The sequence below is a fragment of the Pseudomonas nitroreducens TX1 genome (genome assembly GCF_000313755.1).
Taxonomy (GTDB): Bacteria; Pseudomonadota; Gammaproteobacteria; order Pseudomonadales; family Pseudomonadaceae; genus Pseudomonas; species Pseudomonas nitroreducens_A.
Map to the genome: position 1 here is coordinate 1 of NZ_AMZB01000071.1, position 20,638 is coordinate 20,638.

16 protein-coding genes are annotated in these 20,638 nt (G+C 66.8%); 5 read left to right on the top strand and 11 right to left on the bottom strand.

From position 1 onward, the window contains the following. Positions 1–110: 110 nt before the first annotated feature. The 8 genes from C167_RS0102970 to C167_RS0103005 all read right to left on the bottom strand — a co-directional run bounded on the left by C167_RS0102970 (position 111) and on the right by C167_RS0103005 (position 7,239). Entirely contained in the window at positions 111–1,061 is a 951-nt protein-coding gene (locus C167_RS0102970) for a PDR/VanB family oxidoreductase (protein ID WP_017516770.1), read from the bottom strand. Positions 1,062–1,495: 434 nt separating this feature from the next. After that, a complete protein-coding gene (locus C167_RS0102975; protein WP_017516771.1) occupies positions 1,496–2,236 on the bottom strand; it encodes an SDR family NAD(P)-dependent oxidoreductase in 741 nt (246 codons plus the stop codon). Positions 2,237–2,246: 10 nt separating this feature from the next. Beyond that, on the bottom strand, positions 2,247–2,744 hold the full coding sequence (locus C167_RS0102980; RefSeq protein ID WP_017516772.1) for an aromatic-ring-hydroxylating dioxygenase subunit beta: 498 nt from the start codon (positions 2,742–2,744) through the stop codon (positions 2,247–2,249). Next, positions 2,741–4,024, bottom strand: a complete 1,284-nt coding sequence (locus tag C167_RS0102985) for an aromatic ring-hydroxylating oxygenase subunit alpha (RefSeq protein ID WP_017516773.1) — start codon at positions 4,022–4,024, stop codon at positions 2,741–2,743. The genes C167_RS0102980 and C167_RS0102985 overlap by 4 nt, the downstream gene beginning before the upstream one ends. Before the next feature lie 10 nt (positions 4,025–4,034). Next, on the bottom strand, positions 4,035–5,186 hold the full coding sequence (locus C167_RS0102990) for an amidase (protein ID WP_017516774.1): 1,152 nt from the start codon (positions 5,184–5,186) through the stop codon (positions 4,035–4,037). Further along, the gene (locus C167_RS0102995; protein WP_017516775.1) at positions 5,183–5,683 is read right to left on the bottom strand and encodes a nuclear transport factor 2 family protein; all 501 of its coding nucleotides are present in this window, start codon (positions 5,681–5,683) and stop codon (positions 5,183–5,185) included. Before C167_RS0102995 ends, C167_RS0102990 begins: the two co-directional genes overlap by 4 nt. Before the next feature lie 3 nt (positions 5,684–5,686). Beyond that, positions 5,687–6,058, bottom strand: a complete 372-nt coding sequence (locus C167_RS0103000) for a hypothetical protein (RefSeq protein ID WP_017516776.1) — start codon at positions 6,056–6,058, stop codon at positions 5,687–5,689. A 29-nt stretch (positions 6,059–6,087) separates the two neighbouring features. Then, entirely contained in the window at positions 6,088–7,239 is a 1,152-nt protein-coding gene (locus tag C167_RS0103005; protein ID WP_017516777.1) for an acyl-CoA dehydrogenase family protein, read from the bottom strand. A 207-nt stretch (positions 7,240–7,446) separates the two neighbouring features. On the opposite strand from C167_RS0103005, the gene C167_RS0103010 reads away from it, so the two are divergent. After that, positions 7,447–8,928: an ATP-binding protein gene (locus C167_RS0103010; RefSeq protein WP_026078763.1), complete on the top strand. Its 1,482-nt coding sequence runs from the start codon at positions 7,447–7,449 to the stop codon at positions 8,926–8,928. Between the two features lie 414 nt (positions 8,929–9,342). On the opposite strand, the gene fusA is transcribed toward C167_RS0103010, so the two are convergent. After that, positions 9,343–11,451: an elongation factor G gene (gene fusA / locus C167_RS0103015; RefSeq protein WP_017516779.1), complete on the bottom strand. Its 2,109-nt coding sequence runs from the start codon at positions 11,449–11,451 to the stop codon at positions 9,343–9,345. Positions 11,452–11,709: 258 nt separating this feature from the next. Here fusA and C167_RS0103020 point away from each other — a divergent pair, with 258 nt between their 5' ends. The 4 genes from C167_RS0103020 (at position 11,710) to C167_RS0103035 (ending at position 16,700) form a co-directional block, all read left to right on the top strand. After that, positions 11,710–12,213 carry a sigma-70 family RNA polymerase sigma factor gene (locus tag C167_RS0103020; protein ID WP_017516780.1) on the top strand — a complete coding sequence of 168 codons (504 nt, stop codon included), beginning with the start codon at positions 11,710–11,712 and terminating at the stop codon, positions 12,211–12,213. Beyond that, positions 12,213–13,148, top strand: coding sequence for a FecR domain-containing protein (locus C167_RS0103025; RefSeq protein WP_017516781.1), 936 nt, complete (start codon positions 12,213–12,215; stop codon positions 13,146–13,148). Before C167_RS0103020 ends, C167_RS0103025 begins: the two co-directional genes overlap by 1 nt. A 308-nt stretch (positions 13,149–13,456) precedes the next feature. Continuing rightward, positions 13,457–15,868 carry a TonB-dependent receptor gene (locus C167_RS0103030; protein WP_017516782.1) on the top strand — a complete coding sequence of 804 codons (2,412 nt, stop codon included), beginning with the start codon at positions 13,457–13,459 and terminating at the stop codon, positions 15,866–15,868. 172 nt (positions 15,869–16,040) lie between these two features. Next, a complete protein-coding gene (locus C167_RS0103035; RefSeq protein ID WP_017516783.1) occupies positions 16,041–16,700 on the top strand; it encodes a DsbA family oxidoreductase in 660 nt (219 codons plus the stop codon). A gap of 84 nt (positions 16,701–16,784) precedes the next feature. On the opposite strand, the gene nahK is transcribed toward C167_RS0103035, so the two are convergent. Both nahK and nosP read right to left on the bottom strand, forming a co-directional pair. Further along, the gene (gene nahK, locus C167_RS0103040) at positions 16,785–19,412 is read right to left on the bottom strand and encodes a hybrid sensor histidine kinase/response regulator NahK/ErcS' (protein WP_026078764.1); all 2,628 of its coding nucleotides are present in this window, start codon (positions 19,410–19,412) and stop codon (positions 16,785–16,787) included. Further along, positions 19,342–20,499: a nitric oxide-sensing protein NosP gene (nosP, locus tag C167_RS0103045; protein WP_026078765.1), complete on the bottom strand. Its 1,158-nt coding sequence runs from the start codon at positions 20,497–20,499 to the stop codon at positions 19,342–19,344. Before nosP ends, nahK begins: the two co-directional genes overlap by 71 nt. Positions 20,500–20,638: the final 139 nt, after the last annotated feature.

Below are 20,638 nucleotides of genomic sequence, written 5' to 3' on the forward strand. Positions count from 1 at the left end.
CGCGAGCAAGCTCGCTCCTACAGGTTCTGCGCCGCCGTCATGCTGCGGTTACCACCCCGTAGGGCGTTATCCGCCAGTACGGCGGATGTGCCACGCAGGATGCGCGCCGCCTAAAGGTCCAGCACCAACCGCGTCGACTTCGCGCGCGAGACGCAGGCGCAGATCTGCTTGTTGGCGGCCTTCTCCTTGTTCGACAGGCAGTTGTCGCGGTGCTCCGGCTCGCCCTCCAGCACTTCGACGATGCAGGTGCCGCAGATGCCTTCGCGGCACTCGGTGTCGATGTCGCAGCCGTGGGCCTGCAGTACGTCCACCAGCGTCGAGTCAGCCGGTACGTGAAGCACCACGCCGGAACTGGCCAGCTCCACTTCGAAGGAGCCGGCCGGCGCCGCGCTGGCGGCCGGGTCGGCCTGAAAGTGCTCCAGGTGGATGGCATCATCCGGACGGCTGCGTGCGGCGATCTCCACCACCTTGTTCATGAACGGCGCCGGCCCGCAGGTGTAGACGTGCGCATGTTGTGACGCGCGCTCCAGGCATTCGCCCAGCACACGGTCGAGGTCGGCGGGTTCGACGCCGTAATGCAGCTCCACCTTGCCGGCGAAGGCCTCTCCGGCCAGCAGCTCGACGAAGGCCGCGTGCTCGGCGGAACGGGCGAAGTAATGCAGGCGATACGGCTCGCCCTTGGCATTCAGGCGGTAGGCCATGCTCAGCAGCGGCGTGACGCCGATACCGGCGGCGAACAGCACGTGCTCGCGGGCTTGCGCTGCCAATCGGAACAGGTTGCGCGGCGCGCCGATGTCCAGCTCCATGCCTTCGCGCACTTCGTGCAAGGCGACGGAGCCGCCGCGGGAGGCGCCTTCCTTCTTAATCGCCACCAGGTAGGCCGCGCGGTCGTCCGGCGGACTGCACAGCGAATACTGGCGCGTCACCCCGGTGGGGCCGGTGACGTCGACGTGGGCGCCCGGTTCGTAGGCGTCGAACGGCTGGCCATCACAACGTACGAGGCGCAGGGAACGGATGTCCTGCGCTTCCTCGACGATTCTTTCGATTCTGACCTTCATCATGGCGTTACCTGCAAGGCATTGGGTGCGGGCTCTGTGGCCCCTTTCCCCGGCCTCTTTGTTACGAGCGGACGGGTTTTCGGTTTGATGTCGGAGCGAGCCGGGGGCTCACTCCTGAAATATCGGAGCGGGCGGCTTTGCCCTCTCCCCCGCCCTCTCCCTGAAGGGAGAGGGAGTAGTTCGTGCTGGCTGATGCTTTGGTTTCATCCTGCGCCTACGGTCCCCTCTCTCTGAAAGGAGAGGGAGTAGTTCGTGCCGGCTGATGCCGAGGTTTCAGCCGGCGCCGTACGGTCCCCCGCCCCTCAGGTAGAGGGAGCAGTTCGGCGTTTCCGGGTGGCACGGCGTCTCCGACTCTGCCGATCAGTCCCCTCTCCCGCTTGCGGGAGAGGGTTAGGGAGAGGGGCTCTTGAAAACGCCCCTCTCCCGCGTCAAAAGCCTCAGCGCATGAATAACCCACCATTGATATCCCAGCAGGCACCGGTGACCGACCCGGCGTTCTCCGCACAGAGCAGCAGCACGCTGTCGGCGATGAAGGTCGGATCGCCCAGGCGGCCGGCGGGGATGGTCTTGAGGATCTGCTCCAGGCGCTCGGGCGCCACACTCTCGTAGACCACCGGCAAGTCCAGCGGCCCCGGCGAGATGGCGTTGACCGTCACGCCCTGCCCCGAGAGTTCGCGGGCGAATACCTTGGTCAGGGTCGCCACGCCGCCCTTGGCCGCCGCATAGTGGCCGCCGGTGGCGGTACCGCCGTTCTGCCCGGCCAGCGAGGCGATGTTGACGATGCGGCCGAAGCCACGCGCCGCGAAGTGAGTGCCGAACACCTGGCAGGCGACGAAGGTGCCGCGCAGGTTAACCGCCATGGAGGCATCGAAGTCCTCCGGGCTGATGTCCATCAGCGCGGCCACCTTCGACATCCCGGCGTTGTTCACCAGGATGTCGGCGCCGCCCCAACGCTCGGCGAGCACGTCGCGGGCACGTTCGAAGTCGCCCTTCTCCCGTGCATCCAGCTTCAAGCCGATGGCCGTCTGGCCTTTCGGATCCAGCTCATCGGCCAGGCGCTGCACCGCCTCCTCGTTGAGGTCGGCCAGCGCCACGCGCAGGCCGGCGGCGTGCAGGCGGCGCGCGATGACTTCGCCCAGCCCGCGCGCGGCGCCAGTTACCAGGGCAACTCGTTGCATGGCGCGGCCCTCAGAGCAGGAAGCCGAGCGCGTTGAGCGCGTCTTCGGCGTTGATCAGGCGGATCACCTTGCGCTGCAGTCGCGGCTGGCCGTCGACAAAGCAGATGCGGTGGTTCAGGTCGGCAATAAAAGGCGTCGCCACACCGCGCTTGTAGGCGTAGAGCACCTGCGCCGAGTTCACCTCGACCAGATCGCCCGCCGCTTCCACCAGGGAAAAGCGCGAAACCGTGCGCACGGTCTTCGCCGCATCCACCGCCGACGGCGAATGGCCGCCGGTGAGGCGTTCGATGCGCAGCGCACGCATGCGTGCGTCGTCGAAGACGTAGTTCAGGCGCGAGGCGAAGTCATCGTCCTCACCGTCGATCGGCACCACGTAGACGCCGTCTTCGCTCCACAGCTGCGACCACTGCGCGTAGTCCTTGCGGTCCAGCAGTTCGGCTTCGCGCCAGACGAATTCGATGGCCTTGGCCAGCGGGCCGGAGAAACCGTTCAGGGTGTCGTTGCTCATTGGCTCATCATCCTTTTCCACATCTGGTACGCCTCGCGCATGCCGCCTTCGTCGGTGGCGTGGGAGACCTTGTCGCCGTTCTCGGCGACCACTTCGCGGTTCAGGCCACGGTTGACCAGGATCGGCGCGTCGACGCCGGCATAGGAGCCACGCTGAACGCGGTCCCAGGCCTCGGCGTCATCCGGGCTGCCGAAGCCGAACGGGCCCTGGAAGTGCTCGTGGATGCGCATGCGCTCGCGGTTGGCGATTTCCGGGCCGCCGTCCATGCCCAACGCGACGTGGCGAATCTCGGTCTCGGTGACGGAGATCGGCCGCAGCACGCGGAAGAACGACATGGACATGGCCACGTTGGGGAACAGGTTGAGGTTGAAGCCGGCGCCATGCAGCGAACGGACGATGCGGCGCACCTGTTCCGGCGGCATGGTCTTCGACAGTTCCTCGGTGACGTGGGCGAAGCGCTCCTGCAGCTGCTCGGTGCCGTCGTCGTGGTCGAGGTCGACGTGCTCGGGGACCATCACCATCACGCTGTGGCCGTTGCCCAGAGCGTGGGTAACCGCCTGCTCGTCGCTCATGAACGAGAGCATCTCTTCGGTTTCTTCATCCACCGACGACATGAACGACTTGTGCACGATGGGGAAGTGATAGCCGTCGGTGGTGTTCTCCAGCTGGATCTTCCAGTTGCCCTTGAAGGTGAACTTGTGTTCGCCCTGGGTCTTGATCGGGTAGCCGGCGCCCTGCTTCATGAACAGGTCCATCCAGTGCTTCGCCCCGCCGAGGAAGTCTTCCAGCGGCTCGATGTCGTCGTTGTAGGTGGCGAACACCATGCCGGCGTAGCTCTCCACACGCAGGCTGGTCAGCGGCAGCTCGGACTTGTCGAGGATGTCCTCGTAGCCATCCGGGTACGGCAGCGCGCGCAGCTTGCCGTCCAGCGCGTAGGACCAGCTGTGGTACGGGCAGGTGAAGCCGGTGGCATTGCCCTTGTGCTTCTCGCAGACGGTGGCGCCACGGTGGCGGCAACGGTTTTCCAGGACGTTGATGTTGCCCTTCTTGTCGCGCACCACGATGACCGGGCGGCGACCGACGCTGGTGGTCTTGAAGTCGCCGGCGTTGCGTACTTCGCTTTCGTGGGCGACCCACACCCAGGTGCGGTAGAAGATCTTGTCCATCTCCGCTTCGAACAGCTGCGGGTCGTTGTACAGCGAAACATCGACGCGGTCGTCGCCGACCAGCTCTTCGACGCTGCGCGACCGGGCGATCAGCCGGTATTCGTGAGCGCTCATGCCCCTCTCCTCATGCCGATTTCTTGTGTTTTGGCGCAGGCCGCGTGGCAGCCAGGCTGTGTTCGAGTTGCGCACCGAAGGCGCAGACGCGTTCGTCGTCGCCCTTGCGGCCGACGATCTGCAGGCCGACTTTCAGCCCGCCGCAATCCAGGTCCACCGGCACGGTCAGCGCCGGGTGTCCGCTGAGGTTGAAAGGCCGCACCAGGGGCGTCATGCCGGCCACCGACTTGCCGTTGCGCGCATCGCTGAGCAGCGGCGGCAGGTCAGGCATGGTCGGCAGCAGCAGGACGTCGAAATCCTCCAGCGCGGCGTCGATGGCACGGGTGAAGTGCTCGCGCACCTTCTCCGCCTCGGCGCGCTCGGCGTCGGTGGTGCGGCTGGCCAGCAGCAGGCGCTGTTCGACGTCGGCGCCGATCAGGCCCTTGCCGGTCAGCGCCGCGTAGGCGGCCCAGTTTTCGTGATTGATCACCACCAGCCCGGCCTGGAAGGCCGCCTCGAACTCGCCGAGGAACAGGTGGCTGCGGCGCCAGCCGGCACGGTCGGCGGCGGCCCCCAGGCAAGCCTGGATGTGCGGTGCGGACGGCACTTCGAGGAAGGCCACGCGGGCGCCCTCGCCCGGCAGCTGCACCTTGCCGAAACCGGGGCAGATGACCTGCATGGCGGCGATCAGGTCGGCCATGTTGGCGGCGAACGGGCCGACGCAATCCAGGCTGCTCTGCGCCGGGTGCACGCCGTCGCGGCTGACGCGGCCGAAGGTCGGCTTCAGCCCGGCGATACCACAGCAAGCCGCCGGCACGCGCACCGAACCACCGGTGTCGGTACCCAGCGCAATGTCCGCCAGGCCCGCCGCCACGGCGGATGCCGAACCGCTGGACGAGCCGCCCGGTACGCGGTCTGGCGCCATCGGGTTGATCGGCGTGCCGGTCCAGTCGTTGATGCCGGTGACGCCGAAGGCCAGTTCGTGAAGGTTGGTCTTGCCGACGATCTGCCAGCCGGCGTTCAGCACGGCATCGACCACGAAGGCGTTGCGCTCGGCGGGTGCGGCATCGGCCAGCGCGCGGGTGCCGCAACGGGTCGGATGGCCGGCGATGTCGATGCTGTCCTTGACCGCGACGCGCTTGTCGCCACTACCGAGACTGAATTCGCTGACGAAGGTGCTCATGGGCGGCCCTCCTCGACCTGGCCCAGCAGGCGTTGCGACAGGCGCTGGGTACGGAAGTGGCTGATCTGCCAGCGCCCGTCGATCTCGCGGAAATCGATATCCAGGCGTGTGCCGAACAGCTCGGTGTGGCCCTCGGCGTAGGTCGAGAGCTGCTGCATGATCCACTGCCCGCGCGCGGTGCGGCCGTCGACGCGGATCGACTCGCTGGTGAGGAAGTGCAGGTTCAGCGTGAAGTGTGGCGACGGCGGCAGATAGCTGAAGACGAACGCGGCGATGGCTTCGCGGCCCTGGTGGTGACCAAAGGTCTGCGCGGTGGAGGTGCCGATGCCCTCCCACACGGCATCCTCGCTGAACAGCTCGGCCAGCTCGCTCATCGCCACCGGCGCATGCGGCACGTCGCAGAGGTCCATGTAGCGGGCCATCAGGCGGCGCACCTGGCTTTCCCCTTCGAGGGTCTCCAGGCGGCGGTTCAGCTCGGCCATGCTCAGGCTGCTCATGGCTCAGGTCCGCGCGGCTTCGGGGATGGTCAGCGGGCGGCCGATGCGCGCTTCGACCTTGGCGTACTTCCACAGGCTGTACTCGCCCACCGGGGTGGTGCGGAACAGGTTGCAGGCGTCGATCACGGTCTGGTGGCAATCGACATCGGCCATGATGTAGACGGTCCACGGAGAGGTGGTGGACGGGCCGACCATCAGGCGGTCGTCATCCAGCACGCCGAGCACGTTCATGCCCGGCAGCGCGCCGAGGTCGCTCATCATCTGCGAGAAGCCTTTCCACACGGTGATGCCTTCACCGGTGGGCAGGTCGAAGAACGGCTGGGCGATGCCGATGCAGAACAGTACGCGCAAGGGTTCGGTGGTGGGACGGGTCATGTCGTGATCCTTGTTCTTATGGGTTCGAATCAGATGTATCCGGGGAACGGCGGCACATCGAGCAGCACCGCGCCGGCGCCGTCGTACATGCCATCGCTCAGGAAGGCGTGCTGGGTTACCACCATGGCGTCGCGCAGGTAACGCTGCAGCGGGTGGTTGAGGTAGATCGCCGTGGTGCCGGCCAGGCTGTAGGCGCGGCGCACAACGTCGGCGCCGGCACGGGATACATGCACGGCGGCCAGGCGCAGCTGGCTGACCTGCTCGGGCGTCACGGCGTTGCCGGCGAGGATGGATGCCCAGACGGTCTCGGTGGCGTCATAGAAGAAGCCGCGCGCGGCCTGCAATTCGGCTTCCGCCTTGCCGATCTCGATGCGTACGTAGGCCCGGTCACCCAGCTTCGGTGCACCGGTCACGCCGCTGGAAGATGCCATGCGGGTGATCTCGTCCAGCGCCGCGCGGGCCAGGCCGAGGTTGACCACGGCGAGCACCTGGGCGGCGTAGGCGATGGTCGGGTAGCGGTACAGCGGCTCGTCGATGTTCGATTCGCCTCCGCGAATGAAGGTCCAGTCGCCCGCGACGAAGACGTTGTCCAGTTTCAGGTCATGGCTACCGGTGCCCTTGAGGCCAACCACGTTCCAGTTCTCGACGATCTCCACGTCCCTGGCGCGCAGCAGCGCGGTACGCGGCTTGCCGCCCGGACCGCCGATGCCGATACCCACACCGAGCACATCGGCGCCCTTGCAGCCGCTCGCGAATTTCCAGGTGCCGCTGACGCGCCAGCCGCCTTCCACCTGGGTAGCCGGCTGGATCGGGAACAGGCCGCCGGCGAACACCAGGTCCGGGCCGTCCGCATAGAGTTCAGCCAGGGTGTGACGCGGCAGCGCGGTGAGGTAGGTACTGGCGCTGCCGAAGCTGGCCACCCAGCCGGCGGAGCCGTCGGCTTCGGCGATGCGTTCGACCAGGCGCAGGAACTGCGCCGGCGGCAGCGCATCGCCACCAAAGCAGCGCGGGGTCGCGGCGCGGTAGATGCCGACGTCGCGGAAGCGTTCAATCATGTCGCGGGGAACGTGGGAGCGGCTATCGAACTCGTCGCGGCGCTGGCGGACTTCATCGAGCACGCGCTGGAATTCGAGGGCACGGCCGTCCGCATCGAGCGGTTCGGCGAGGGCGGCACGCAGCATGGCATTATCTCCGTTTGTTCTTATCGACCTGTTCGATGCGGGCTGGTCGTCGTTGGGGCCAGTGTATGAACCGCCCTGCCCGCCCAACTATTGGGGCGTGCAGCCCCATGCCTAAAGGAATCCCCTAGTCGGCGGCGAGTTAATCCGCAGTCCCTTCGCGTTACGCTGCGCGGTATAAAGACAGCACTGCCCAAAGAGTCCCGCATGATGTTCCAGCCCAAGCCCGACGATTTCCTCGCCCTGCTCCAGGCCATGCCGCTGTGCGTGATCCTCCATGACGTGCAGACCAAGGAAATCCTCTGGGCGAACAACGCGGCGCTGGCCGTGCTCGGCTTCACCCTCGAAGAGCTGGTGCCGCTCAAGGCACCGGACATGACCGCCAAGGCCCCGCAGTACCGCCGCTCGGTCGGCCTGCGCTGGCTGGAAGGCGCCGCGCGCACCGGCCAGCGCACCATCGAGTGGTGCTACCGCTCCAAGCAGGGCGTGGAAATACTCTCCGAAGCCGTTGCCACCCGCGTGCACCTGCAGGAGCGCGACGTGCTGATGGTGCAGTTCCGCGATATCTCGAAGGAGAAGCAGGTCGAGCGCGACCTGCAGCGTTTCGAGAGCCGCCTGAAGGCCTTCATGCAGGACCTCGCCGAAGGCGTGGCGGTACTGGATGCGGACGGTAACCTGCGTTTCCTCAGCGAATCCGCCCTGCCCCTGCTGGGCGGCACTCAGGACGACTGGATGGCGCACAACTTCCTCGGCCGCTGCGACAGCACCACGCGCCCGCGCCTGGAACACCACCTGGCGATGCAACCGCCCAGCCGTGAGCCGTACTCCGTCAGTTATCAGTTGCAACGCCTGGACGGCGAATGGCGCTGGCACCACGCGACCTGCCGCTACATCGAGATCGAGGACGACCTGGTCGGCCACCTGCTGCTGTTCCGCGACGTCACCGAACAGGTCCGCGCCGCCCAGGCGCAGCGCCAGAGCGACCAGAAGCTGGAGTACCTGGCGCGCTACAACGCCATGGGTGAGATGGCCCTGGCGATTGCCCACGAACTCAGCCAGCCGCTGGCGGCCACGCGCAACTTCATCGAGGGCGCACTGATCCGCCTGGACCGCGAACAGAAGGCCGAAGCCTCCGCCGCCTGGGGCCTGGACAATGCGGTGCGGCAGATCGAGCACGCCTCGCTGATCATCAAGAGCGTGCGCGAATACGTGGTGAAACTGGAGCAGGCCGAGCAGCGCATCGACCTCAACGAACTGCTCGGCGAGACGCTCTACTTCATCAGCCTCAAGGCCCAGCCAAGCAACGTGCGCGTGGAGCTGGAGCGCTGCGACGAACCGCTGTGGGTGAGCTGCGAGAAGGTGCTGGTCGGCCAGGTAATTCTTAACCTCGCGTTCAACGCCATCGAGGAAATGCTCAACCTCCCCGAGGAGCGCCGCCTGCTGCGCATCCGCACGTCTCGCGACGGCGATAGCGCGCGGCTCTGCGTGCTGGATCAGGGGCGCGGTATCGATGCTGGGGCCAAGGAACGGCTGTTCGATGGCTTCTTCACTTCGAAAGTGAGCGGCAACGGCATTGGCCTGGCGCTGTGCCAGAGCATCGTCTCGCGGCATCGCGGGGATATCTGGGCCCAGAACGTCGAGCCGTGCGGGGCGATGTTCTGTTTCGAGTTGCCGTTGGCGGACCCGTCGTAAGCGAGGCACAACGCTCTTCGTGGGATGGGTGGAGCGCAGCGATACCCATCAATGGATGGCGTGTCGGGCTGCAAGTTCGTGCCCGTGCGTCTCCCTCTCCCTAACCCTCTCCCTTAAGGGAGAGGGGACCGTTCGGAGCAGGAAGAAACATTGGTATCAGCCTGCACGAACAGCTCCCTCCTCCCTTCAGGGAGAGGGCTGGGGAGAGGGCATGCCCCCGCTGAGAAGTCCAAACTACGCAGGAGCGGGCGATGCCCGCGCCAACACGGAGCATCGCGCAAGAACAGGCCCGCGGCGGATAACGCTGGCGCGTTATGCGCCCTACGACGCTGAGCGGTTCGCGAGCAAGCTCGCTCCTACAAAAAGCAAAAGCAACGGCGCCCGAGGGCGCCGTTGTCGGTTCAGGAAGGAGCCTCAGCCGTGGGCCTTCTTGATGATCGCCTCGGCAATGTTCGCCGGCGCCTCGGCGTACTTGGTGAACTCCATCGAGTAGCTCGCCCGCCCCTGGGACATCGAGCGCACGTCGGTGGCGTAGCCGAACATCTCGCCCAGCGGCACCTCGGCGCGGATGACCTTGCCGGCCGGCGTGTCTTCCATGCCCTGGATCAGCCCGCGCCGGCGGTTGAGGTCGCCCATCACGTCGCCCATGTAGTCCTCGGGCGTCACCACCTCGACCTTCATCACCGGCTCCAGCAGCACCGCGCCGCCCTTCTGCGAAAGCTGCTTGGTGGCCATGGAGGCGGCGATCTTGAACGCCATCTCGCTGGAGTCGACGTCGTGGTAGGAGCCGTCGAACACCGAGGCCTTCAGCCCGATCAGCGGGTAGCCGGCGAGCACGCCGTTCTGCATCTGTTCCTCGATGCCCTTCTGGATCGCCGGGATGAATTCGCGCGGGATCACGCCGCCGACCACTTCGTTGATGAACTCCAGCCCATCCTTGCCCTCGTCGCCCGGCTCGAAGCGAATCCAGCAGTGACCGAACTGGCCACGGCCGCCGGACTGGCGGACAAACTTGCCCTCGATCTCGCACTTCTTGCGGATCGCCTCGCGGTAGGCCACCTGCGGCTTGCCGATGTTGGCCTCGACGTTGAACTCGCGGCGCATGCGGTCAACGATGATGTCCAGGTGCAACTCACCCATGCCGGAGATGATGGTCTGCCCGGTTTCCTCGTCGGTCTTGACGCGGAACGAGGGGTCTTCCTGGGCCAACTTGGAGAGGGCGATGCCCATCTTCTCCTGGTCGGCCTTGGTCTTGGGCTCCACGGCCACGGAGATCACCGGGTCGGGGAAGTCCATGCGTTCGAGGATGATCGGCTTGTCGATGGAGCACAGGGTGTCGCCGGTGGTGACGTCCTTCATGCCGATCAGCGCGGCGATGTCGCCGGCGCGCACTTCCTTGATCTCCTCGCGCTGGTTGGCGTGCATCTGCACCATCCGGCCCACGCGCTCCTTCTTGATCTTCACCGAGTTGAGCACCGCGTCGCCGCTGCTCAGCACGCCGGAATACACGCGGGCGAAGGTCAGGGTGCCGACGAAGGGGTCGGTGGCGATCTTGAAGGCCAGCGCGGAGAACGGCTCGCTGTCGTCGGCATGGCGCTCCAGGTGCTTCTCTTCGTCGTCCGGGTCGGTGCCGTTGATCGCCGGGATTTCCGTGGGCGCCGGCAGGTAGTCGATCACCGCGTCGAGCACCAGCGGCACGCCCTTGTTCTTGAACGAGGACCCCAGCACCGCCGGGACGATCTCGTTGGCCAGGGTGCGCTGGCGCAGGCCAGCCTTGATTTCCTCGACGGTCAGCTCCTGGCCTTCGAGGTATTTGTTCATCAGCTCATCGTTGGCCTCGGCGGCGGCCTCGACCATGTGCGCGCGCCACTCGTCCGCCAGCGCCTGCAACTCGGCCGGAATGGGTTCCTCGGTGTAGCTGGTGCCCTGGTCGGCGTCGTTCCAGACGATGGCCTTCATCTTCACCAGGTCGATCTGCCCGGAGAAGGTTTCTTCCGAGCCGATGGCCAGCTGGATCGGCACCGGGGTATGGCCCAGGCGCTGCTTGATCTGCGCCACCACGCGGAGGAAGTCGGCGCCCTGGCGATCCATCTTGTTGACATAGGCCAGGCGCGGCACGTGGTACTTGTTGGCCTGGCGCCACACCGTCTCGGACTGCGGCTCGACGCCGTCGGCGCCGCTGAACACCACCACCGCGCCGTCGAGCACGCGCAGGGAGCGCTCAACCTCGATGGTGAAATCGACGTGGCCGGGGGTGTCGATGATGTTGAAGCGGTACTTGTTGGGATACTGCTTGGACGAGCCCTGCCAGAACGCCGTGGTAGCCGCCGAGGTGATGGTGATGCCGCGCTCCTGTTCCTGCACCATCCAGTCCATGGTCGCCGCGCCGTCGTGCACCTCGCCCATCTTGTGGTTCACACCGGTGTAGAAAAGGATGCGCTCCGTGGTGGTGGTCTTGCCGGCGTCGACGTGGGCGACGATGCCAATGTTGCGGTAAAGCTCGATGGGCGTGGTGCGAGCCATGGTGTGCTCCGTATCTGCTGGATGACTGCCGGGCCTGCTGCTGCGGGTCCGTTGCCTGCGCGGGACGGCGAAAGGAAGTGAAGCGTCAGAAATTTCTGAGCGCAACAGGCTCAAGGTAGCGCGTCTTCGTGGCAATTCCAGTGTCGCGCGGTCGCGGATGTCGCAGTCCGACCGGCTGCGTCGCTACAGCATTGCGTTGGGAGACAGGAAAACTCTAAAATGATAGGCATTCTCAAATGACAATCTGACGCACGCACTGTGGCCCTCGTCGAAATCCCGTCTCCGCAGCATCTGCACACTCTCTACAACGAGCACAACGGCTGGCTCCAGCAGTGGCTGCGCGGCAGGCTGGGCAACGCCTGGGATGCCGCCGACCTGGCCCATGACACCTTCCTGCGCCTGCTGCGGCGGCCGCTGGACGATCTCGGCGAGCGCCCGCGCGCCCTCCTCACCCACATCGCCAAGGGCCTGCTGGTGGACCGCTGGCGGCGCCAGGAGATCGAGCGCGCCTACCTGGAAAGCATCGCCGCGCTGCCCGAGGAGCTGGCGCCCGGCCCGGAGACCCGCGAGCTGATCCTCGAAGCGCTGGAACGCATCGACGCCGCCCTGAGCGAGTTGCCAGGGCTGACCCGCGAAGCCTTCCTGCTGTCGCAACTGGATGGCCTGACCTACCCGGTGATCGCCGAGCGCCTGGGCGTTTCCCTGGCCAGCGTGAAGCGCTACATGCGCGCCGGTTTCGTCGCCTGCCTGGGCGTGGCCTGATGCGCGAACAACCGCTGGACCCCGGCATCCTCGGCGAAGCCGCCGACTGGCTGGTGCGCCTGAATGAGCACCCGGCCAGCAATGCCGACCTGCAGGCCATCGAACAATGGCGCGCACGCAGCGCCCAGCATGCCGAAGCCTGGCGCCGCGCCGAAGCCCTGCTGGGCCTGCGCCAGCTGCCGCCTGGGCTCGGCCGGCAAAGTCTGCAACGCACAGGCCTGAGCCGCCGGCAGATGCTCAACCGCCTGGGCGTGCTGCTGGCCGTGGCACCGGCCGCCTGGCTGGCAGCGCGGCAGATGCCCTGGACTGAGTGGAACGCCGACCTGCGTACCGCCGTGGGTGAGCGCAAGCACCTGCGCCTGCCCGATGGCAGCCAGCTCACCCTGAATACCGACAGCGCGGTGAACCTGGCCTTCAACGCCCGCGAGCGGCGCCTGAGCCTGCTCGAAGGCGAAATCCTCGTCGACGCCCTGCCCGACCCGCGTCCCTTCCTCGTCGACAGCCGCCACGGCCTGCTGCGTACCCCGGCCGCGCGCTTCAGCCTGCGTGACCTGGGCGATGCGTGCCGTGTCGCGGTACTCGACAAGGAAGTGAGCGTCGAACTGCCTGGCTATGCGAGCCAGACGGTCGGCGCCGGCCAGCAGCTGGTGTTCGGCGCACAGGGCTTCCAGCCGCTGCAGACGGCGGACGCCAACGCCAGCGCCTGGGAGAACGGCATGCTGCTGGCCCAGGGTATGCGCCTGGACGATCTGCTGGGCGAACTGGGCCGCTACCGCAGCGGCTTCCTGCGCTGCGACCCGCGCCTGGCAAACCTGCGCGTGACCGGGGCGATCCCGCTGGGCGACAGCGACGCTGGCCTCGCCCTGTTGGCCGACATGCTGCCGGTGAAGCTGCGGCGGATGACGCGGTACTGGGTGACGGTGGAGCCGGCGTGAACGCCGGAATATCTCATCCAGGCTCAGTGCCAACCTTCCCCCTCTCCCTTCGGAGCGGGGCGCGCAGCCAGGGTTAGGGAGGGGGCATGCCCCGATCCGAAATATCCATTGCCTTGTAGAAGCGAGCTTGCTCGCGAACCCATTCGCCGGCAGCACTGTCGTTGCGCGGTTCGCGAGCAAGAGCTAGGCGCGCCCCTCGCTCCTACGAAAAACACCACCCCGAAAAATTTTTCACTCACCCCTGACACCTTTTTCGATCTCGCCCGGTGAAGAGGCAGAACCCCTCCATTCGCCGACAGGAACACGCCATGCTCCTCCGCTCCCGCCTTCGCCCGCACTCCCTCGCCCTGGCCGTCGGCCTGGCACTGACCGGCGGTGCGGTGCTGCCCACCCAGGCCGCCGAAGCCGCCAGCCAGCAGCGCCAGTACGACATTGCCCCCGGCCCGCTGGGCGAGGTGCTGGCGCGTTTCGCCGCCCAGGCCGGCGTGCCGCTGGCCTTCGAGGCGCAGGCGCTGAATCGGCAGCAGAGCGCGGGACTCAAGGGCAGCTTCGCGCCCGAGGAGGGTCTGGAACACCTGCTGCATGGCAGCGGCTACCGCCTGGTGCGCAAGAACAGCGGCTACGGCGTCGAGGCGGCGCCGGATGACAGCGGTGCCCTGGAAATGGACGCCACCACCGTCAGCGGCGCCGCGCAGCTACGCGGCGAACTGCCGCCCGCCTATGCCGGCGGCCAGGTCGCCCGAGGCGCGCAGTTGGGCATGCTGGGCAACCAGGACATCCAGGATGTGCCCTTCAGCTTCGCCAGCTACACCGCCAGGACCATCCAGGACACCCAGGCGCAGACCGTTGGCGACGTGCTGCTCAACGACGCCTCGGTACGCCAGGGCAACGGCTACGGCAACTTCTCGCAGATCTTCGTCATCCGCGGCCTGCCGCTGAGCACCGACGACGTTTCGCTCAACGGCCTGTATGGCGTTACCCCGCGGCAGATCATCGGCACCGAGTCGCTGGAGCGCGTCGAGCTGTTCAAGGGGCCCAACGCCTTCATCAACGGCGTGACGCCCAGCGGCAGCGGCATCGGCGGCGCGGTCAACCTGCAGACCAAGCGCGCCGAGGACACTCCCACCCGCAGCCTGACCCTGGGCTACGGTAGCGACAACCAGATCGGCGAGCACCTGGACTTGGGCCAGCGCTTCGGCGAAGACAACCGCTTCGGCGCGCGGATCAACCTCGCCCAGCGCGAGGGCGAGACCGGCGTCGAGGACGAGAACCAGCGCTACAAGCTGGCCACCGTCAATCTCGACTACCGTGGCGAGCGACTGCGCCTGATGACCGACTTCGGCTACCAGAAGCAGCGCATCAACCAGGGCCGCCCGGTGGTCTATGTCGGCACCGGCGTCACCAGCATCCCCCACGCGCCGGACGCCGACGACAACTACGCGCAGTCCTGGAGCTATTCGCAGCTCGAAGACACCTTCGGCATGTTCCGCGCCGAATACGACCTCAACGAAAACTGGACCGCCTACCTCTCCGGCGGCGCCAAGCACACCCGCGAGAACGGCGCCTACTCGGCCCTGACCCTCAGCGACAACAACGGCGCCGCGGGCGGCGGCATGATGGACGCCACCCATGACGAGGACAACAAGAGCGCCATGGCCGGCCTGAACGGCCACCTCGCCATCGGGCCGGTCAGCCACCAGATGAACCTCAGCGTCGCCGGCATCTGGGCCGAACAGCGCAGCGCCTACACCATGATCAGCAAGCGCTACCCCACCGACATCTACAACCCGGTGCAGACGCCCAAACCCGCGCCAACCCTGAGCGGCGGCGACTACAGCGACCCGGGCATCGTCGGCAAGACGCTGAACAGGAGCCTGGCCGCGGCCGACACCCTGGGATTCTTCGATGACCGCGTGCTGCTGACCGTCGGCGTGCGCCGGCAGAGCATCGGCACCGACGGCTGGAACTACGCCGGCAAGCGCACCGCCAGCTACGACGAGTCGATCACCACGCCGGTCTACGGCCTGGTGGTGAAGCCCACCGAGTACCTGTCGCTCTACGCCAACCGTATCGAAGGCCTGGCCGCCGGCCCGACCGCGCCCAGCAGTGCATCGAACTTCGGCGAAGTCTTCGCGCCGAACCGTTCCAAGCAGGTGGAAGTGGGCGCCAAGCTGGACTTCGGCAGCTACGGCGGCAACCTGGCCTTCTACCGCATCGAGCAGCCGTTCAGCACCACCGACCCGGATTCGAAGATCTTCAGCGTCGATGGCGAGCAGGAAAACCGTGGCATCGAGCTGAACCTCTTCGGCGAGCCCGTCGACGGCCTGCGCCTGCTGGCCGGCGGCACCTGGATCGACACCGAGCTGAAGAACACCGCCGGCGGCAAGACCGACGGCAACCGCGCCGTGGGCGTGCCGACCTTCCAGTACAACCTGGGCGCCGACTGGGACGTCCCCGGCCTCCAGGGCGCCGCCCTCAACGGCCGCGTGCTGCGCACCGGCGGCCAGTACCTGGACGCCGCCAACGACCTGAGCATCCCGGCCTGGACCCGCGTCGACCTCGGCGCCCGCTACGCCTTCAAGGTGGACGAGCGCGACGTGACCCTGCGCGCCAACCTGGAGAACGTCGCCAACAAGTCGTACTGGGCCTCCACCATCGGCGGCTACCTGACCCAGGGCGATCCACGCACCCTGAAGCTATCGATGACTGTGGACTTCTGACCCTCTTCGCGACACGGACGTCGCCCCTATCCCAGCCCCGCCGCCAGCGCTTCAGCCCTGAAGCGCCGGCGACCGGCAAGCCTGTCGAAGCACTCCCGGCCGTCTCGTGACTGGATTGAACACCCCTTCCGGGTCCATGCTTGTTGCTCGCCCATTTGCCGGAGTTCGCCCCATGAGCGACGCCATCACCATCGATTTCGTCTCCGACGTAGTCTGCCCCTGGTGCGCCATCGGCCTCAACGGCCTGCTGGAAGCCATGCGCCGGGTCGACGGCGAACTGACCGTGGACCTGCACATCAAGCCCTTCGAGCTCAATGCCGACATGCCCGCCGAAGGGGAAGACCTGGTGGAACACCTGCAGCGCAAGTACGGCAGCAGCGCCGAGGACATCGCCCGCAACCAGGAGCACCTGCGCGCCATGGGCGAGGAAGTCGGCGTGCACTTCGACCTCAAGAAGCGCAGCCGCATTTACAACACCTTCGATGCCCATCGCCTGCTGCACTGGGCGGGTGAGTCGCACCGCGACATCGCCCTCAAACAGGCGCTGCTGCACGCCTACTTCGGCGAAGGACGCGACCCGAGCGACCCGGAAGTGCTGCTGGAAGTGGCCATCAGCGTCGGCCTGGACGCCGTGCGCGCGCGGGAAATCCTCGACAGCGACGCCTACGCCGACGAAGTGGTGGCCGAGGAGGACTTCTACACCAGCCATGGCATCCGCGCGGTGCCGGCGGTGATCCTCAACGGCCGCCAGCTGATCTCCGGCGCGCAGAGCACCGACTATTACGAGCAGGCGCTGCGCCAGGTGGCACGCCAGGCGCCATTGCCGGAGTGAGCTTCACCGGTGTGAAAAAGCCCGCTGCGCGCGGGCCTTTTCAGCGGTCTGGCCGAACGAGGTGCCAACCTCCGATAGCGCTCGCTAGTGTGTGCTATCGATCAGGTGGCACAGCGCCGTCTTCAGCTTCATCGGCCGCACCGGTTTGTGCATCAGCGTGTGGCCCAGTTCGCGCACCTGCTGCTTCAGCTCATTGCTGTAGTTCGCAGTGATCATCAGCGCCGGTAGCGGCGTGCCGCGGCGGGCGTTGATCGAGGCCACCGCATCGACCCCGTTCAGCCCGTCGTCGAGGTGGTAGTCGACTATCAGCAGGTCCGACTCGGCGTGGAAGTTGTCCACCTGGCGCGCCAGGTCTTCTTCGGACAGCGCCGTCACCACCTGGCAGCCCCAGGTTTCCAGCAGCGTGCGCATGCCGGCGCAAATCGAGGCGTCGTTATCCAGCACCCACACGCGGGAGCCCCGCAGGCGTTCCACCAGGTCGTGGGCGGTGCGCTCCGGCTCCGCAGCCACGCGGGCCACGCGGCGCGCCAGCGGAACTTCGATGGCGAAGCGCGAGCCCTTGCCCGGCACCGACTCCACCTGGATGCGATGACCGAGCATGCGCGCGATCTTCTCGACGATGGCCAGGCCCAGCCCCAACCCGCGATCCTGATGGAAACGTTGCACATCGCCGCGCTTGAACTCCTGGAATATCTCGCCCAGCTTGTCGGCGGCGATGCCCACACCGGTATCCCAGACCTCGATCCACAAGCTTTGCCGACGGCGCCGGCAACCCAGCAGCACCCGGCCCGAAGGTGTGTAGCGAATGGCGTTGGTCAGCAGGTTGCGCAGGATCCGCGCCAGCAGCTGGATATCGCTGCGCACCTGCGCGCCGCACGGCACGAAGTCCAACGCCAGGCCTTCGCTGGCGGCCACCTGGCGGTATTCTGCGGCGAGGTTGCTGAGCAGTTCGCTGACGTCGAACGAGGCGATGTCCGGCTTGATCACCCCGGCGTCCAGCTTGGAGATGTCCACCAGGGTGCCCAGCAGCGTCTCCACGTCCTCCAGCGACTGGCTGATGTTGCGCACCAGCGCCTCGTCACTGCGCTCCTGCAGCGCGCTGGTAAACAGGCGCGCGGCGTTCAGCGGCTGCAGCAGGTCGTGGCTGACGGCGGCGAGGAACTTGGTCTTCGACAGGTTGGCCTGCTCGGCTTCGCGCTTGGCCTCACGCAGGCGCGCCTCGACCTGGCTGCGCTCGTCGATCTCGCGCTTGAGCTGGTCGTTCAGGCTGGTCAGTTCGGCGGTGCGCTCACGCACCCGCTGTTCGAGGTTCTGGTAGGCCTGGTGCAAGGCTTCTGCGGTGCGGCGGCGCTCGGTGATGTCGCGGATCAGCACGAACAGGCCAGTCACGGTGCCGTCGGCCTGGCGATTGGGCACGTAGGAGCGCTGCATGTAGCGCTCCTGCCCGGCGAGGTTGGTCTCGGCAATCTCGAAGGTGACGCTCTCGCCCGACAGGGCGCGCTCGAAGTACGGCTCCAGGCGCTGGCAGTGCTCGGCGCTGTGCACCTCGCGCAGGTTGCGCCCGAGCATCGAGCCGCTGGGCCAGCGGTACCATTCCTCGTAGACCTTGTTGGTGAAGTCGTAGTCGAGGTCGGCAGTCAGGTAGGCGATCAGCGCCGGCACCTGGTCGGTGATCAGGCGGATCCAGCGCTCGCTTTCGCGTAGCGCCTCGGCATGCCGGTAGCGCTCGGTGATGTCGGTGAAGGTGTTGACGAAGCCGCCGGTGGGGAGCGCGTGGGTGCGGATTTCCAGCATGCGCCCGTCGAACAGCCGTTGCTCGATCACGCCCTCCGCCTCGCCCTTGCGCGGGCGGCTGCGCGGGGTCAGCAACGGCAGTTCGCTGTCGGCCATGACCTCGGCGAAGGGCCGATGCGCCTCGATCGGCGCCAGCCCGCAAAGCTCCAGGAAGCGCCGGTTCCACAGCTCCAGCGCGCCATCGGCACCGACCATCGCCACGCCCTGGGACAGGTTGTCCACGGCGCGCTGCAGCAGGTGCGACTTCTGCGCCACTGCCTGCTCGCGGCGGACCATTTCGCTCTGCTTGATCTCGGTGATGTCGCTGTACAGCACCACCAGCCCGCCGTCGCGGGTCGGCCGCTCGGTAACGCGCACCCAGCGCTCGTTGCGCAGGCGGTAAAGGGTGTGCTCGTCGTCGCTGCTGCGCTGTTCCTCGACGATCAGCCCGCTGCTCTGCGCCAATCGACGCACTTCGCTCAGCCGCGTTCCCGCACCGACGCGGGCGCGGGTCTGCGCCCAGAAGGCACGGAACCGCTCGTTGTACAGGACGATGCGCTGTTGCGGGTCGAACAGCACGAAGGCATCGGAGATGCTCTCGATGGCGTCGAGCAGGTGCTGGTGTGCGGTTTCCGCGCGCAGGCGGGCATCGCTGAGCAGCTGGTTGCTGGATTTCAGCTCGACCATCGCCTCGCTCAGCGCATCGGTGCGCTCGCGCACCTGTTCGGCCAGCACCACCGAGTGCTGGAAGGCGCCATAGGCGTTGTCGCCGCGCGAGGTGGCCGATTCGACGCGTTCGATCAGCGCCGCGTTGATCCGCTGCAGCTTGTGGTTGTCGCGCTCCAGTTCCTCGATGCGGGCGCGCAGCTCAGCGTCCGGCATTGCCCCGAGGACGGCCAATGGCGACACCGGTGAAGGTCTGGTTGATATGCATGCCATTGAATTGCTCCCCGTAGGTGTTGAAGCCGATCACCTGCTGGCTTCGGAGAAACTCGGCGGTAGGCTCGGTATCGCCGGCCACCTCCAGCTCCAGGCGGCGCAGGAAGCAGTCGCAGCCGATGGTCAGCAGCGGCGGGCCGAGGCGTTCGTGCAAACGCTGGAACTGCGCCTGCAGCCCCGGCAGCAGCGGGCCGGTGCTCATGGCGGTGAGGACGATGCCGTTCTCCACTGCGCAATAGAAAGTCAGGCTGAGGTCGTCGTTGATCTGCTGGATCGAGCGCACGTAGTACTGGTCGCGCACCCGCACCGCCAGCGGATGTGCCGGGAACAGCGAGAAGTCCAGCTGCTCCAGCGGCACCCCGACCAGCCGGGCGAATTCCAGCGCGGCCGGCTCGGCGTTGAGCTCCAGCACGCGGCGGCTGTCGCTGTCGGCGCGAGTGACCACCAGTTTCTCTTCACTGGGCAGCACGTGGTGGGTGGTGAAGACCTCGAAATCCAGCCAGGTGTTGAACAGCACCACCACCGCCGCGCCGGTGTGGAACTGGCCCTGGTAGTAGACGTGGGTGTGGGTCAGGTGGTTGTCGTCGCCGGCCGAGCCGCCGAAATGCGGAATGGCGCCGAGCGCGGCGCTGAGCGCGGCGAGCACCACCTCCTCGCGGCTGGAGAGGCCGTCGAGCAGGGTCAGGGCAAAACTGTGATCCTTGATCGGCGCCAGCCCCGCGCTGCGGCAGTCCGCCACCAGCGACTCGACCATCTGCTGCGCGTCGATCAGGCTGAAGCGCTCCATCTCGTCCACCAGCGCGCAGGAGACGGCGAAGCTGCGCAAGTCGAAGCCCACGGCAGTGACGCAGCCGCGGCCGTAGCCCTGCGGCGTGATCTCCCCCGCGGTGGTACAGCCGGCCAGGTCGATACCGCCAAAATACTGCTCGAGGGCGGCAGCCAGCGCGGGCAGGTCGTACTCGGCGGAGCAGAAGAACAGCACGAAGCCGAGGTTGGGATGGATCAGCTGGCGCGCCAGGTCCTGGGCGACCGCCTCGACGTCGCGGGCGCTGGACATGCCGCGAACGACTCCTTGTGTTTCGTGCATGGCGTATGCCCAGTCAGGATATCGACAGGGGCATTCTACGAAGCGACCGGGGCGCGCCCCATGCTACTTGGGTCGCGGCGGGTCTATCCGAAAGTAGCGGGACATCAGGAGCGAGCTTGCCAATACCCCTGCTGTCGGT